Source organism: Pseudomonas sp. D8002, assembly GCF_013385695.1.
In the GTDB taxonomy this organism is placed as follows: Bacteria; Pseudomonadota; Gammaproteobacteria; order Pseudomonadales; family Pseudomonadaceae; genus Aquipseudomonas.
Genome location: NZ_JACAPM010000031.1, coordinates 26687 through 41060, shown reverse-complemented (window position 1 = coordinate 41060; position 14374 = coordinate 26687). Strand labels below are relative to the sequence as shown.

14 protein-coding genes are annotated in these 14374 nt (G+C 62.3%); 3 read left to right on the top strand and 11 right to left on the bottom strand.

The window, feature by feature from the left end:
* Positions 1–8: 8 nt before the first annotated feature.
* A complete protein-coding gene (locus HX807_RS17260; RefSeq protein ID WP_003218456.1) occupies positions 9–857 on the bottom strand; it encodes a Ku protein in 849 nt (282 codons plus the stop codon).
* Between the two features lie 196 nt (positions 858–1053).
* On the opposite strand from HX807_RS17260, the gene HX807_RS17255 reads away from it, so the two are divergent.
* Both HX807_RS17255 and HX807_RS17250 read left to right on the top strand, forming a co-directional pair.
* On the top strand, positions 1054–1374 hold the full coding sequence (locus HX807_RS17255; protein WP_177009410.1) for a hypothetical protein: 321 nt from the start codon (positions 1054–1056) through the stop codon (positions 1372–1374).
* A 30-nt stretch (positions 1375–1404) separates the two neighbouring features.
* Entirely contained in the window at positions 1405–2565 is a 1161-nt protein-coding gene (locus HX807_RS17250; RefSeq protein WP_177035622.1) for a PQQ-dependent sugar dehydrogenase, read from the top strand.
* A 126-nt stretch (positions 2566–2691) separates the two neighbouring features.
* Here HX807_RS17250 and HX807_RS17245 read toward each other — a convergent pair whose 3' ends face one another.
* Together HX807_RS17245 and HX807_RS17240 are read right to left on the bottom strand one after the other, a co-directional pair.
* Complete coding sequence (locus HX807_RS17245; protein ID WP_177050534.1) at positions 2692–3171, bottom strand: nuclear transport factor 2 family protein; 480 nt, start codon at positions 3169–3171, stop codon at positions 2692–2694.
* 32 nt (positions 3172–3203) lie between these two features.
* Positions 3204–3755: a TetR/AcrR family transcriptional regulator gene (locus HX807_RS17240; RefSeq protein ID WP_177035623.1), complete on the bottom strand. Its 552-nt coding sequence runs from the start codon at positions 3753–3755 to the stop codon at positions 3204–3206.
* Between the two features lie 125 nt (positions 3756–3880).
* On the opposite strand from HX807_RS17240, the gene pssA reads away from it, so the two are divergent.
* Complete coding sequence (gene pssA, locus HX807_RS17235; protein ID WP_003218446.1) at positions 3881–5224, top strand: CDP-diacylglycerol--serine O-phosphatidyltransferase; 1344 nt, start codon at positions 3881–3883, stop codon at positions 5222–5224.
* An 18-nt stretch (positions 5225–5242) separates the two neighbouring features.
* Here pssA and HX807_RS17230 read toward each other — a convergent pair whose 3' ends face one another.
* The 8 genes from HX807_RS17230 to HX807_RS17195 all read right to left on the bottom strand — a co-directional run bounded on the left by HX807_RS17230 (position 5243) and on the right by HX807_RS17195 (position 14121).
* Complete coding sequence (locus tag HX807_RS17230) at positions 5243–5686, bottom strand: hypothetical protein (RefSeq protein ID WP_008436193.1); 444 nt, start codon at positions 5684–5686, stop codon at positions 5243–5245.
* Positions 5687–5793: 107 nt separating this feature from the next.
* A complete protein-coding gene (locus tag HX807_RS17225) occupies positions 5794–7014 on the bottom strand; it encodes an MFS transporter (protein WP_003218442.1) in 1221 nt (406 codons plus the stop codon).
* 3 nt (positions 7015–7017) lie between these two features.
* A complete protein-coding gene (locus HX807_RS17220) occupies positions 7018–7797 on the bottom strand; it encodes an ABC transporter ATP-binding protein (protein WP_003218440.1) in 780 nt (259 codons plus the stop codon).
* A gap of 26 nt (positions 7798–7823) precedes the next feature.
* The gene (locus HX807_RS17215; protein WP_023658859.1) at positions 7824–8891 is read right to left on the bottom strand and encodes an iron ABC transporter permease; all 1068 of its coding nucleotides are present in this window, start codon (positions 8889–8891) and stop codon (positions 7824–7826) included.
* Positions 8888–10003 carry an ABC transporter substrate-binding protein gene (locus tag HX807_RS17210; RefSeq protein WP_003218435.1) on the bottom strand — a complete coding sequence of 372 codons (1116 nt, stop codon included), beginning with the start codon at positions 10001–10003 and terminating at the stop codon, positions 8888–8890. Before HX807_RS17210 ends, HX807_RS17215 begins: the two co-directional genes overlap by 4 nt.
* Positions 10000–10851, bottom strand: a complete 852-nt coding sequence (locus HX807_RS17205; protein ID WP_003218433.1) for a PepSY domain-containing protein — start codon at positions 10849–10851, stop codon at positions 10000–10002. Before HX807_RS17205 ends, HX807_RS17210 begins: the two co-directional genes overlap by 4 nt.
* 5 nt (positions 10852–10856) lie before the next feature.
* Positions 10857–13085: a TonB-dependent siderophore receptor gene (locus HX807_RS17200; RefSeq protein ID WP_003218431.1), complete on the bottom strand. Its 2229-nt coding sequence runs from the start codon at positions 13083–13085 to the stop codon at positions 10857–10859.
* Between the two features lie 133 nt (positions 13086–13218).
* Positions 13219–14121, bottom strand: a complete 903-nt coding sequence (locus HX807_RS17195; RefSeq protein ID WP_003218429.1) for an AraC family transcriptional regulator — start codon at positions 14119–14121, stop codon at positions 13219–13221.
* Positions 14122–14374: the final 253 nt, after the last annotated feature.

Sequence of the window (14374 nt, the reverse complement as noted above, 5' to 3'; positions counted from 1 at the left end):
GGTCTACCTCATGAAGCCTTGCTGGTCTTTTTCGCGGCAGGTTTCTTGGCTGCAGCCTTGGTCGCGGGCTTGCCGGCCAGGCTGCGCTTGAGCAACTCCGTCAGGTCGATCACGTCCGCAGATTTGCGCTCGTCGACACCTTCGCTGGATTCCACGTCTTCGATCTTGCCGGCCTTGGCCTTCTTCGCCACCAGCGCCATGATCTTTTCCTGGAAGCTGTCGCGGTATTCGTCCGGCTGCCAGTCGGCACTCATGTCTTCCACCAGACGCTTGGCCATGTCGAGTTCGCCCTTGGCCAATGTCGGTTTGGTCACGTCGCTGCCCAATTCCAACTCGTCCAGGCCACGCACTTCGGCAGGCCAGCGCAGCATCACCAGCACCAGCGCCGACTCCAGCGGCATCAGTGCCGCCAGGTGCTGCTTGGTGTGCAGCACCACGTTGGCCAGGGCGACCTTGCGGGTTTTCTTCAGGGTTTCGCGCAGCAGGGCATACACCTTGCCGCCGCGCTTGTCGGGGGCCAGGAAGTAGGGCGTGTCGATGTTCTGCAACGGGATCTGGTCGCTGGCCACAAACGCGATGATTTCGATGGTCTGGGTGGACTTGGGGTGGGCCGAGCGGATTTCGTCTTCGCTGAGGATCACGTAGCGACCTTTCTCGTAGGCCACGCCCTTGACGATATTCTCCTTGGTGACTTCCTTGCCGGTGGTCTTGTTGATGCGCTTGTAACCCACCGGGTCCATGCTGCGTTTGTCCAGCCAGTCGAAGTCGACGCCCTGGGAGGACGTGGCCGAGACCAGTGACACGGGGATGTGCACCAAGCCAAAACTGATTGCGCCTTTCCAGATAGCCCGTGGCATGTCGGTATTCCTGAAGTGTGTGGTCTTCAGGTGACAGGGCGGATTCGGCAAAAGTTTCCCTGGCCAGCCGGCTGGCACCAGGGTTTCAGACAGATCGTGTTACACCTGATGAGAAACTATTTAGTTACCAAAGCCGAACCCAAGGCGTAGCGTGTTATCGAAAGCACGTATTACTTGCGCCCAGAGAGGCTTTGTCATGAACACCCGTTTGCGCAACCTTGCCGTATTGGCGTTGGGCCTGGCCTTGAGTTCTTTGGCACAGGCGCAAAACCTGCCCGGCAGCAGCAACAACCCCTACAACGGCCCCATCCACCAGGCCAATCCCAACAGCATGCAGGGCACCCAGCCCAACGCGCCGGCAGCGCGAGGCACCTATATTCCGCCGGCACAGCGGCCGCCGACCCTGCAAAACGGCGGTATCGGCAACAGCGTCCAGCGCCGTGACGGCGCGCAGACCCCGCCGGCTATCCAGCCCAAGACTCCCACCCGTGACGCCAATGGCAATCGCGGCGATTGAGTGTGTAAAGACGACAAGGAAACCCACCGTATGCTGTTACGCAAAACCCTTCTAGCGACCTTCTGCGCCGCTGCCTTGCTGCCCCTGGCGCTGCCTGTCTCGGCGGCCGCCACCCAACAGTTTCCAAGCGAGCAAGGGAGTATCACCGTCACCCCGATTGCCAAGGGCCTCGATCACCCGTGGGCGGTGGCGTTCCTGCCGGACAAGCAAGGCTTCCTGGTCACCGAACGTCCCGGCAACCTGCGGTTTGTCAGCCCGGAAGGCAAACTGTCCGCGCCCCTGAGTGGCGTGCCGAAGGTGTTTGCCAAAGGGCAGGGCGGCCTGCTGGACGTGGTGCTGTCGCCGGACTTCAAGGAGGACCGCCTGGTGTACCTGTCCTACGCCGAGGGCGGCGGCACTAATGGCACCGCAGGCACCGCAGTCGGGCGTGGGCGCTTGAGCGATGACCTGAGCGGCCTGCAAGACTTCAAGGTGATCCTGCGTCAGGAGCCCAAGCTGTCCACGGGCAACCACTTCGGCTCGCGGCTGGTGTTTGACCGCGATGGTTACCTGTTTGTGACCCTTGGGGAAAACAACGACCGCCCCACCGCCCAGGACCTCGACAAGCTGCAAGGCAAAGTGGTGCGGATCTTCCCGGACGGTCGTATACCTGAAGACAACCCCTTCGTCGGCCAGGAAGGCGTGAGGCCGGAAATCTGGTCCTACGGCCAGCGTAACCCCCAGGGTGCGGCACTCAACCCGTGGAGCGGCACACTCTGGGAAAACGAACACGGCCCGCGCGGCGGGGATGAGATCAATATCATTGAACGAGGGAAAAACTACGGCTGGCCCCTGGCAACCCATGGCATCAACTATTCCCTGACGCCGATTCCCGAGGCCAAGGGCAAGACCGCCGAAGGCACAGTGCCGCCGCACCATGTCTGGGAGAAATCCCCCGGCGTGAGTGGCATGGCGTTCTACGACGCCGACCGGTTCAAGGCCTGGCAGCACAACGTGTTTATCGGGGCATTAGTCAGCCAGGAGTTGATTCGCTTGCAGTTCGATGGGGACAAGATCATCCACGAAGAGCGACTGCTGGGCGGCCTGAAAGCGCGGATCCGCGATGTGCGCCAGGGCCCGGATGGTTACCTGTATGTGCTCACGGATGAAGATAACGGCGTGTTGTATCGGGTGGGTTTGAACCAGGACTGACGGATACGGCAAATACCAATGTGGGAGCGGGCTTGCTCGCGAAAGCGGTGGGTCAGTCGCTGGAGATGTTGGCTGAGCCATTGCCTTCGCGAGCAAGCCCGCTCCCACAGTTGTGTAGCGTCGAGCCTACAACCCAAGCTCCGACAACCCCGGATGCTCATCCGGACGCCGCCCCAGCGGCCAGTGGAACTTGCGCTCGCTTTCCTTGATCGGCATGTCGTTGATGCAGGCAAACCGGTTCGCCATCAAGCCGTTCTCGTCAAACTCCCAGTTCTCGTTGCCGTAGGAGCGGAACCAGTTGCCGGAGTCGTCATGCCATTCATAGGCATAGCGCACCGCAATGCGGTTGCCGGTAAACGCCCACAACTCCTTGATCAACCGATAATCCAGCTCTCTTGCCCATTTGCGGGTCAGGAAGGACTTGGCCTCTTCGCGGTTGTGGGCGAACTCGGCACGGTTGCGCCATTGGGTATCCAGGGTATAGGCCAGGGACACCCGTTGCGGGTCCCGGGAGTTCCAGCCGTCTTCGGCCAAGCGAACTTTTTCAATCGCCGATTCACGGGTGAATGGCGGCAACGGCGGGCGTATTTCTGCGTTGGATGACATGGGACGGCTCCTTAACAGGTTTAAAAGTCAGGTCAAAGTTGCAATAGGGTTCGCGCGATGGATTGCGCATTATCGGCAGCGGTGGTGTCGCCCATCACCAGGGCAACGGTAATGGCGCCATCAATCAGGATCAGCAGGTGCGCGGCCTGGCGTTCCGGGTCGGGGGTGCCATGTGCTTGACACAGTTCGAGGGCGTACTCGAACAGTTTCTGTTTATGGGCCTTGGCCAGTTGGCGCACCGGGTTGTGCGGGTCGCCGGTCTCGCCGCTGGTGTTGATGAAGGCGCAGCCGCGAAAGTCATCGGAGCCGAACCAGGTTTTCAACGCGCTGAACACACCCAGCAGGCGCTCGCCCGTGGTGGAGTGGTGTTCAACTTCGCTGCGCAGCCATTGCATCCAGCGCTCGTCGCGGCGTTGCAGGGCGGCAATCACCAGTTCGTCCTTGTTGGCGAAGTAGCGGTAGACGCTCTTTCTGGAGACGCCGGCGGTTTTCACCAGAAGATCCATGCCGGTGGCAGCGATGCCATTTCGGTAGATCAACTTTTCGGTAACGTCGAGGATAATGTCGCGAGTGATATCGTTCATGGAGATTACAGTAGAACGATCGTTCTCCTTGGTCAATTAATTATTTTTAACCCTGGGCGGGAAGACCTGAGCCAGCCCATGGTGTAAGCTCTGGAGTCCTTCGGATTCGACCCATTGCGAGCCCTATGCCGTCGTTATTCAAACGCTCCCTGTTGCCCAAGCTGCGCGGTTTTCCCCTCACGCCCGACGCGATCGAGGTGCTGTCCGGCGCCGCCGAGTACCGCCGTTGCCTGCTGGAGAAAATTTCCCAGGCCACCCAGCGCATCTACATCGTGGCGTTATACCTGCAGCAGGATGAGGCGGGACAAGAGATCTACGACGCGCTGCATGCTGCCAAGGCCGCCCGGCCCGGGCTGGATATCGTGGTGGTGGTCGACTCGCTGCGGGCCCAGCGTGGTTTGATCGGCGCCGGCAAGCAGCCGGGCAACAGCGCCTGGTACCAGGCCATGACCGAGTCCCACAGCACCGAAGTGCCGGTGTATGGGGTGCCGGTGCAAACCCGCGAACTGTTCGGCGTGCTGCACCTCAAGGGCTTCGTGATCGATGACAGCGTGCTGTACAGCGGCGCCAGCCTGAATAACGTGTACCTGCACAAGTTCGACAAGTACCGCTATGACCGTTATCACCTGATCCACAACAAGGCGCTGGCCGACTCGATGCAGCACCTGGTGGAGCACGGCCTGGTGGCCGCCAAGGCGGTGCATCGCCTGGACCTGCCCAACCCGCCGACCACCCGCAGCCTGCGCAACGACATCGGCGACCTGCGCAGCCGCCTGAAACACGCGGTGTATGACACCACGGCGGGGCAGTTGCCCAACGGCAGCCTGACGGTCAGTCCGTTGCTGGGCGTGTGCAAGAACAACCCCCTGAGCCGGGTGATCTGCGAGCTGATTGCCAGCGCCCAGCACCAGCTGACTATCTGTACGCCGTACTTCAACCTGCCGCTGCCGGTGACCCGGGAAATCAACCGCGCCCTGGCCCGCGGGGTGAAGATTGACATCATTGTTGGCGACAAGACTGCCAACGACTTCTACATCCCGCCGAGCGAGCCGTTCAAGGTCATCGCCGCGCTACCGTATCTCTACGAAATAAGCCTGCGTCGCTTCGCCAAGCGCCACCAGCGCATGATCGACAGCGGCCAGCTGAACCTGCACCTGTGGCGCGACGGCGACAACACCTACCACCTCAAGGGCATGTGGGTCGACCAGCGCTACACCTTGCTGACCGGCAACAACATCAACCCACGAGCGTTTCGCCTCGACCTGGAAAACGCCTTGCTGATCGATGATCCCAAGGGTGAGTGGGTAGGGCCACGGCGCACCGAGCTTGCCGAGATTTTCCAGCACACCTCGCGTATTGAACGCTACCAGCAGCTGGAAACCCTGGTGGAGTACCCGGCGGCCGTCGGCAAGTTCTTGCGCCGGGTCAGCCGGGTGCGGATCGAGCGTTTGCTGTATCGGATTTTGTAGGGCCCGTGACCTTGCAGGTTAATCCGGAATCGACCTGACAAGAATGTTGTCCAAGTCGTAGCGATGGGGTTCGCTGCCTGCACTTCTTGACCAGAGTCTGATTGAGATTGGGTGAGTGCCTCCGTCCTCTTTCACGTACGGAAGAGGGACAGTCAGGCGCGTCCAGCCGGGAGACGGTGGATGTGGCCCGTATGCTTGCTCCAAGCCTCCCGCCAACACGATGATGTCCGTTTCCGATAGGGTCCGGTATTCAAAGATCACTGTGTATTCAGTGCCCTTTATGAATGAGTAGGACTTGGAGATACCCATCTCATGAACCGCATCGGATGCATTGGTGAGGTAGAACTCGTGATCGTTCCCAGGCGTCCGTGGCTCAAGCTTTGCGGTGTCTGGGCGGTCCGGGTGCCAGCCATTCCAATTTCTGTCAGTAAATGTCGTCAAGTCATTCAGGTCGTCGCTCATGGTGCTTGTCTCCAGAAAAGGTAGGTGGCCTCAGCTAATGCTGCGGCCACGCGCTTTATCAGAGGCTTTTCAGGGATGGACGTCTACTGTCAGAAATAACAGGTAGCTCAACCTGGGGTGTTACCTGGTTGCCGTGCCGCCGGCCAGCACGCGATCAATAGCAGCAGCGCCGCCGCCACCAAGTAGGGCAGGCGAGGTTCGATCGCGTAGATCAAGGTCCCGGCCAACGGCCCGACCACCACGCCCAGGCCTTGGGCCGCACCCACCGAACCTGCCGTGGCGCCTTGCTCCGACGCATCCACCGCATTCGCCGCCAGCGCCGCGAAAGACGGGAAGATCCAGCCCATGCCGGCCGCGGACACAAAAAAGCACAGCCACAGGATCCAGGCCGTATCAGCGAACATGCTGCCGGCAAATCCCAGGGCTGACACCACCGCACCGATGCGAATCATCCGCAGCGGCGGCCACTCCAGTTTGCGCACTACCAGTTGCGAACAGATCAACGCCAGCCCGACCATGGTCAGGGCGATACCGGCAGTTTGTGCCGCATCGGCCGGGTTCATCTTCAAGCGATCCAACGCGAAAAAACCCACGGTTATCTGCGCGATCGACACACACAGCATCGCGACAAACGCCACCACCAACGGTCGACGCAGGCGTGGGTCCGAGAGGTTGACCGGCTTGGGCGGCTGCTTGAGGTGCAGCTCCTGGCGCGGCAATTTGGCCAGCAGCAACAAGAATCCCAACAGCGGTAACACCGCCATCGCATAAAACGGCAGGCTCAGGCTGTGACGCGCCAACAGCGCAGCAATCGCCGGGCCCAGCACCAGGCCGCAGGCGTTGGCGGCGCCCAGGGAAGCCATGGCCTTGGCGCGGTGCTCAGGCTCAATGTTGTCGGCCACCAGCGCATAGCCGCCCACCGGTATCGCAGCGTAGAACACGCCGATCAGGCCACGACCCAGAATCAGCCCGATAAACGCCAACATGGCCGATGGCAGCAGTTGCAGGGACGCATCGATAAACACGCACAGCGCCCAGTAGGCCAGGGTGAAACCACCGGTGCCCAGCAGCAGCACACGGCGCCGGCCCAGTCGGTCACTGGCCTGGCCCCATGGACGAGCCAGAAGCATCCAGATCACCCCGGACACGGTGACCGCCGCACCTGCCTGCCAGGTGGCCAGGCCAAGCACCCGAGCGATCGGGCCAATCAGCGAGACAAATGCCATCATCGCCATGGTGCAGGCCATGTTGGCCAACAGCAGCGGCCTCAGGTTGAATGGGCGGTCAGTGTGCAAAGTCGCGAGTGCAGCGTCTTGGGAGCTGTTCATCGGTTATCCAAGGGCAGGAGAAAAGGGCAGTCGTGCATCCACCATCACCAGCGGGCGGCCATGCACCTGTTCCAGGCGGCCACTCACACCATAGACGTTTTTCAGCAACGCCTGATTGATCACCACTTGCGGTGGCCCGGCAGCGGCCAACTGACCGTTGTGCAACACCACCACCTGATCACTGAAGCCCAGGGCGAGGTTGATGTCGTGCACCACCACCAGGGTGATCAGGTTGCGTTCGCGGGTGGCCTGGGTGATGGCTTCCACCACCTGGCACTGGTGATACAGGTCCAGGGCGCTGGTGGGTTCGTCCAGCAGCAACACCCGAGGCTGGCGCACCAGGGCCTGGGCCAGGCCCACCAGTTGGCGCTGGCCACCGGAAAGTGCATCGATCGGGCGGTCGGCGAGGGCGGTCAGGTCGAGGTCGGCGAGGATTTTTTCCACGCCCTTGAGCACCGTCGGGCTCGGCCGCCCAGGCGCAAAACCCGCGCCGCGATGGCCGGCCATGGCCGCACTCAGTACCGCTTCGAAGGCGCACAGGCGCGTACGCTCCGGCAGGCTCTGAGGCAGGTACACCACTTGTTGCGCGCGCTCGACTTGCGGCAGGCGATTGAGATCGACACCCTCCAGCCAGATCTGGCCGTGCGCCTTGTGCAGTCCGGCGATGCCACGCAACAAGGTCGACTTGCCGGCAGCGTTGGGGCCGATCAGCGCGGTGATGGTGCCGGGCAGCAACGCCGGCAGATGAATGTCCTGCAGCACGCTGCGACTGCCGTAGTGCATGCTCAATGCTTGTGTGCTTAATCCGGTCACAGAGCACCTCGGCGGTTACGCATCACAATCGCCATGAAAAACGGAATTCCCACCAGTGCGGTGACAATCCCCACCGGAATCAACACGCCGGGCATCAATGCCTTGCTGGCAATCGACGCCATCGACAGGATCAAGCCACCGCTGAGCACGCTCGCTGGCAGGAACAAGCGGTGATCTTCACCCACCAACAGCCGCGCGATATGCGGAGCAATCAGCCCGATAAAACCGATAGTGCCGACAAACGAAACCGCCAGCGCCGACAGCAGGCTGATGCGCAGCAACGACAGCACCCGCAGGCGGCCGACATCAATCCCGAAACTGCGGGCGCGTTCCTCGCCCAGGGTCAGGGCAGTCAACGCCCAACTCTGACGCAGGGAAAACGGCAGGCACAGCAGCAACGCCGCAGCGAGGATCGCGAGCTTTTCCCAGGACGCCCGGGCCAGGCTGCCCAGGGTCCAGAACACCAGTTGCTGAAGGCTGTCCTGGCTCGCCACAAACTGCAGCAGTGCCACCAGCGCATTGAACGCAAACACCAGGGCAATCCCGAACAGCACCAGGCTCTCCACACCAAACCCACGCCAGCGTGCCAACAGATACAGCAATGCCACCGATGCCAGTGCGAACAGAAAGGCGTTGGCCGAAATCAGGTACTGCGCCGGCACGCCAGGAATGCCCATCCCGAGCACAATGGCCAGGGCTGCACCGAAGGCGGCGGCGGCGGAAACGCCGAGGGTGAACGGGCTGGCCAGCGGGTTATCCAGCACCGTCTGCATTTCGGCGCCGGCCAGGGCCAGTGCCGCGCCCACCAGTACCGCCATCAACGCGTAAGGCAGGCGCACATTCCATACGATCACCGCCTCCACCCGCGGCATCGAAGCCGGGTCCCACAGCACTTGCAACAGGCGCGTCAGGCTCATGCCGGAAGGCCCGGTGGTGATGTCCACCGCCAGGGAAACCACCAATGCCAACGCCAGCGCCGACAACAGCAATACCCGTCGTCCATGGCGGTGGCGATAGCGCTCACCTGCGCCATCGGCGCTCGCACAGGCTTGCACCTGCGTCACGGCACAAGGCTCGTGGTGAATACGCCGCTGGCCGGAATTGGCATAAAGCGCCGGTACAATTCGGCTCGGGTCTGTTCCGGATCCAGGTCGGCGAACAACTCAGGATGCAGCCACTTGGCCAGGGCCTGCACTGCGATCAAGTGTTCCGGCGAGTCATAGAAAATATGCCAGAGGCCATGCACGTTGCCTTCACGTACCGCCCGCAGTTCATTCAGCGGCGCGCGCTGGGACACTTGCTTGAGGCTGTCGTTGGCCTGCTGCGGCGTGGCCGAATAGCCGAGGGTCACACCGCCCTGGCCGTGGCCGAATACGCCGGTGGCGACGTACACATCCGGATCGCTGGACAGAATGTATTCGACGTTCAATGTGCCGATCGGGCCGGGAATGCGCCCGTCGGCGATGTTCCGGCCACCCGCGAGCTTGATCATTTCCCCGAAGTTGCCGGTGCCCGGCGAACCACAGCAATCCTGCAGGCCGGCGAGCATGTCGATGAAGATCTTCGGCCGTTTTACCGTCCCGGCCTTGGCCAGGGTATCGGTGACCTTGGCCAGCGAGGCCTGGTAAAACGCGATGTAGTCCTCGGCTTGTTGATTACGGTCCAGAGCCTTGCCCAGCAGGCGCATGCTCGGCACCGTGTTGCTCAGCGGATGGTCGCTGAAGTCGACGAAAATCACCGCCACGCCGGCCGCTTCCAGCTGCTTGACCGCCTCGCTGTCGGGGCTCGGGCCATGGCCGCCGCTCAAGGCCATGATCGCCAGGTCCGGGTGTACCGCCAGGGCCTTTTCCACACTGAAGGTTTCGGCGGAGGTGCCGCCTACCAACGGTACGTTGTCGGCTTCGGGAAAGTGCTTCTGGAACGCGGCGTAACCCTGCACGTCCAGGCCGCGAAAATCCCCTTGCCAGCCGGCGATGCGGGTAAACGGGTTCTTGCCTTCAAGGAGCGACAGCGAGTAGATCATCCGGCCTTCACCCAGCAGGATATGCGAGACCTTGTCCGGTACGTCGACCTTGCGCCCCGCCAGGTCGGTGACGGTGTGGGCGCAGGCCAGGCCGCTCATTAACAGGCCAAGACCGAGCAGCAGGCCGCGTTGCAACAACAGAGGGTGTTTCATGAACAATTTCCTTGAACAGTTGGGCGCACGTGGCGGACGCGTTTGCGCCACCACAACAACAGCCCGGTGAGATAGAGCAGCGGCAATGCCAGGCCGCAAAGAAAGGCCAGGGCCGCGCCGGGCAACCCGAGCAACAGGTGGCCGTGGGCGGCGGAGAACAGCGGTTTGATCGCGGCGGGGTTGGCGAAGAACCAGTCGGGCCGGGCCAGCCAGGCGCCGCTGCCGGCAATCACCGCCAACGGCAGGCACAGCCAGGCGGCTGCGACGTTGTGCCATTCCCGCAGGCGGCGCAGGCCCTGGCTGCCCGGGCGCAAGCTGGCGGCTTTCCACCAGCTGCGCCGCCCCGGCCACCACAGGTACAGGCCGCTGCCCACCGAGCCCAGCAGCACCAGGCCACAGGCAAACAGGGCGACGGCGCCAATGGGCGGCGGCAACAGCAGTGCCCGGTGCAGCGCCACCAGCTTCGCCAGCCACAGGTCATCGAACACAAAAAATGCCCGTGGCTCGGCACTGTAGGGATCGATCATCGCAATGCCGATGCCGGGCCGATCCTCCAGGGCTCCGAAGACGATCGCGTTGTCCGATTCCAGGAAACCCTGGCGCGGTTTTGCGGCGCCAAAGACTTTCTGAAATTGCGGGTAGGCACCCAGTGCCGCGCTGATCCACTGCGCGTCATCCAGCAGTGCGCCGTGTTCAACCGGAGCCAGGTCCAAGGCCTGGCTGCCGACCTCCCAGCGCAGGATCGGCCCCTTGAGTTCCAGCAGCGCACCGCTCAAGCCAATCAGCGCCAGCAGCAGGCCGACGCTCAGCGCCAGCCATCGATGCACACGAAGCCACCACCCACGCATGGCAGTTACCAGCGATAGCGCAGGCTGGCGATGACACTGCGGTCATACCCGGCACTGCAGCTGGAGAGGGAGCAGCCTTCGTAATAGTGCTTGTCGGTCAGGTTGGTGGCATTCACCGCCAGGCGCAGGCCCTTGGCCGCCGGGATCAGCTTGTCGAAATCGTAGTGCACCGCCGCGTCGAGCAAGGTGTAGGAGGGCACGCTCACAGTGTTGGCAGCATCGGCCTCGGTGGAACCGATATAGCGTACGCCGACGCCAAATCCGAGCCCGGTGAGCGGGCCAAAGGGCAGGGTGTAGTCAGCCCACAACGACGCCATTTTTTCCGGGGTGTCGGTGGGGCGGTTGCCTTTTTCCAGCGGGTTGTTGCTCTTGCTGACTTCGGCGTCGTTGTAGGTCAGGGTTGCCAGCAGGTCCAGGCCCTTGGCGAGGCTGGCCTTGCCTTCCAGCTCCACGCCGCGCACGTTGACCTCACCGGTCTGCACGCTGTTCAGCGGGTTGCTCGGGTCGGTGGTCTTGACGTTCTGCTGGGTCAGGTCGAACAGCGACAGGGTGATGTAGCTGTCGATCCCGGGCGGCTGGTACTTGATGCCGACTTCCGACTGCTTGGCGGTGCTCGGTTTGAAGCTGGTGCCGTAGAAATCAGTGCCGAGCACCGGGTCGAACGAGGTGGCGTAGCTGATGTACGGCGACAGGCCGTTGTCGGCCAGGTAAACGAGGCCTGCACGGTAGGTGAACTTGTTGTCGTCCTGCTTCTGCCCGGTGTCGGTCAGGCGGTTGTCGGTGCGCGCACTCGAATGATCCTGGCGACCGCCGACGGTCAGTACCCAACGGTCGTTGAACGTCATCTGCTGCTGGGCGTAGAGCCCGGTCTGGTCGGCGCGCTGCAAGGTGCTGGCGAACGGGGTGTTCGGCGCGAACACACCCCCGTGCACCGGGTTGTAGATGTCGATCGACGATGCCGCGCCGCCGTTGAGGTAATAGTCTTCACGGGTGCGCCGGTAATCGACCCCCAGCAGCGACACCATCTGCACCTCGCCAAGGTTCCAGCGGGCCTGGGCATTGTTGTCCAGGGAGTACACGTCGCCGACGATGCGGAAGCGGTAGGCCGACCGGTTCAAGGTGCGCAGGTCCGGCGCCAGGGACATGCCGCTGGCGGTGTTGGTCAGCAGGTTGACGTGGCCATAACGTGCGCTGGAATTCAGGCTCCACACATCGTTGATCCGGTGCTCCAACAGGTAGCCCAGCGAGTATTGCGTGCGGCCGTTGTCCAGGCCGGGTTCGTCGAGAAAGACGTTGTGTTTGACCTTGCCATTCGGGTTCGGCTTGAGCGTGCCCACCGTCGGCAGGAACACCCGGGGCGCGCCGAATTCATCCTCCGAGTAATCGGCCAGTACGGTCAGGCTGGTGTCGTCGTTCGGCCGCCAGGTAAACGACGGCGCGATGAAGGTTTTGTCGTCCTTGATGTGATCGAACTGGGTGCCGCTGCTGCGCTCCAGGCCCACCAGCCGATAGAGGAATTGCCTCTGGTCATCCAGTGGCCCGCTGAAGTCGAACTGGCCCTGGGCGCGGTCGAAACTGCCGCCCTGGAGCTGCACTTCATGGAACGACTGGTCCAGTGGCCGCTTGCTGATCTGGTTGACCACACCGCCCGGTGCGTTCTGGCCGAACAACACCGAGGCCGGGCCCTTGAGCACGTCGATGCGTTCCAGGCCATAGGCTTCGGCTTTTGGCCAGGCCTGGGTGGTGGTGCCACGTAAGCCGTCGCGCAACATGCCGGTGCTGGTCACGTCGAAGCCGCGAATCGAGAGGTTGTCGAAGCGCTGGCTGGCGGCGGTAGTGTTGGCCTGCACGCCGGCCGTGTAGCGCAACGCTTCGCTCACCGATTGCACTTGCTGCGCGTCCATCTGGTCGCGGGTCACTACGGAGATCGACTGGGGGATTTCATTGAGCGCGGTGTCGGTCTTGGTCCCGCTGAGGCTACGCTTGGCCACGTAGCCGGCCTGTTGTCCGGTGGGGCTGTCGGCTTGGGTCCCGGTGACCACGCTGCTGTCGAGCACCAGGGCGTGATCGGTGTCCGCCTCGGCGGCCTGCACAAGGTTCATCTGGGTCAGCGACAGGCCCAGGGCAACGCCATGGATCAGGGTTGCCAAGGGCTTGCGACTGGTTTTCAAGTGCGGGACTGCGGTATCGATTGGCAAACCTGGGGTGTCTCGGTACAGAACGCGGGTGCCCATGCTTCACTCCATGATGAGGTGTTCAATGCGAATGCAAACGTATCTCATCCAGGCGTTGTGACGCAGGGCTATTGCTTTGGGTCGAGCGATCATTTCTTTCGTTTGCGGGGCAGGGCGGAACTTTCACAACCCGTCAGCGCAACGCCTTGGGCGAAACCCCGAAACGCTTGCGAAACGCCGTGGAGAAATGCGCGGGGCTGTAACCCACGCGGTACGCGGCGCTGGACACATTGGTCTCACCGCTGGCGAGCAGGCGATAGGCTTCGGCCAGGCGCTGTTCCTGCAAGTACACATAGACACTGGTGCCGAATACCTGACGAAAGCCCGCGGTCAATTTGCGCGGGTTGAGGCCGACTGCGCGAGACAGCTCGGCCAATGACGGCGAAGCCTGCAACGAACCGAGCAACAGGTCGCGGGCGGCATGAATGCGTTCGATGTCCGCTGAGTTGCAATGGGCGTCCTGCACCGGGCGCGACTCGGTTTGCGCGAGAATTCCCTCCACCCCCAGCGCTGTCAGCTCCAGGGCCTTGCCGCCCAGATAGAAGGAGCGGGCAGGGCCCTGCAACGGGCAGGTGAAAATCTGTTGGGCAAGGGCGAGCAACGGTTTGCTCGCGGGCTGGCAGAACATCATCGGCCCGCCGCCGCGTTTATCCAGCAGGCGCTCAGGCTCAAGGCCGACGCTGCGGATCGACGGGAAATCCAGCTGCACGGTGGTGTAGCGCACCGGCACACCACTGGCGAACAGGTGATCGCCACAATGTTCACCCTGGTTGGCCACGGCGCACAGGGTCGGCCCGCGAATCTCCACTTCCTGCTGGCCTTCGACCCGGCAATTGAGCTGGCCGCTGAGCACCAGGATGATCTTCAAACCTTGCCACAGCGGCTCTTGCATCCACATCTGGCTGTCCATCAACACAGTCCCGGCGGACAGGGTGATTTCCGGCACGACGGTGGCGGCACCCGTGTTCAAAGTGTTGGGAAAATTGAGGGTGAAATCCCTTTGGGTCGGTAGCGGCGCAGCGTGTGGGCTGAGCATGGCGGACTCCCTGTGAACCGGAAAAGAGGGGCATACGCTAGCAGGAAATTTCTTACCTGTAATTAAGAATGATTATCCTTTAGCCGAAAGCCCGGACCACGCCTCATCGCTGCAGGCCGCAGAAACTCACGCTGTAGCGCAATCAAAAGAAAAAGCCGCGCAAACGAATGTCCTGCCGGTTGCCGTGCTGCGGCTTTTGCCTATTAATAATCACTCTCATTTCCGCAGCCCTTGGCGACTCATGGATGAACCG

Excerpts from the sequence above, each read along its gene's own strand:
- HX807_RS17205 (WP_003218433.1), bottom strand. The coding sequence starts at position 10,851 with ATGCGTGGGTGGTGGCTTCGTGTGCATCGATGGCTGGCGCTGAGCGTC.
- HX807_RS17200 (WP_003218431.1), bottom strand. The coding sequence starts at position 13,085 with ATGGGCACCCGCGTTCTGTACCGAGACACCCCAGGTTTGCCAATCGAT.
- pssA (WP_003218446.1), top strand. The coding sequence starts at position 3,881 with ATGCCGTCGTTATTCAAACGCTCCCTGTTGCCCAAGCTGCGCGGTTTT.
- HX807_RS17260 (WP_003218456.1), bottom strand. The coding sequence starts at position 857 with ATGCCACGGGCTATCTGGAAAGGCGCAATCAGTTTTGGCTTGGTGCAC.
- HX807_RS17255 (WP_177009410.1), top strand. The coding sequence starts at position 1,054 with ATGAACACCCGTTTGCGCAACCTTGCCGTATTGGCGTTGGGCCTGGCC.
- HX807_RS17250 (WP_177035622.1), top strand. The coding sequence starts at position 1,405 with ATGCTGTTACGCAAAACCCTTCTAGCGACCTTCTGCGCCGCTGCCTTG.
- HX807_RS17220 (WP_003218440.1), bottom strand. The coding sequence starts at position 7,797 with ATGCACTACGGCAGTCGCAGCGTGCTGCAGGACATTCATCTGCCGGCG.
- HX807_RS17210 (WP_003218435.1), bottom strand. The coding sequence starts at position 10,003 with ATGAAACACCCTCTGTTGTTGCAACGCGGCCTGCTGCTCGGTCTTGGC.
- HX807_RS17225 (WP_003218442.1), bottom strand. The coding sequence starts at position 7,014 with ATGAACAGCTCCCAAGACGCTGCACTCGCGACTTTGCACACTGACCGC.
- HX807_RS17230 (WP_008436193.1), bottom strand. The coding sequence starts at position 5,686 with ATGAGCGACGACCTGAATGACTTGACGACATTTACTGACAGAAATTGG.
- HX807_RS17240 (WP_177035623.1), bottom strand. The coding sequence starts at position 3,755 with ATGAACGATATCACTCGCGACATTATCCTCGACGTTACCGAAAAGTTG.
- HX807_RS17195 (WP_003218429.1), bottom strand. The coding sequence starts at position 14,121 with ATGCTCAGCCCACACGCTGCGCCGCTACCGACCCAAAGGGATTTCACC.
- HX807_RS17245 (WP_177050534.1), bottom strand. The coding sequence starts at position 3,171 with ATGTCATCCAACGCAGAAATACGCCCGCCGTTGCCGCCATTCACCCGT.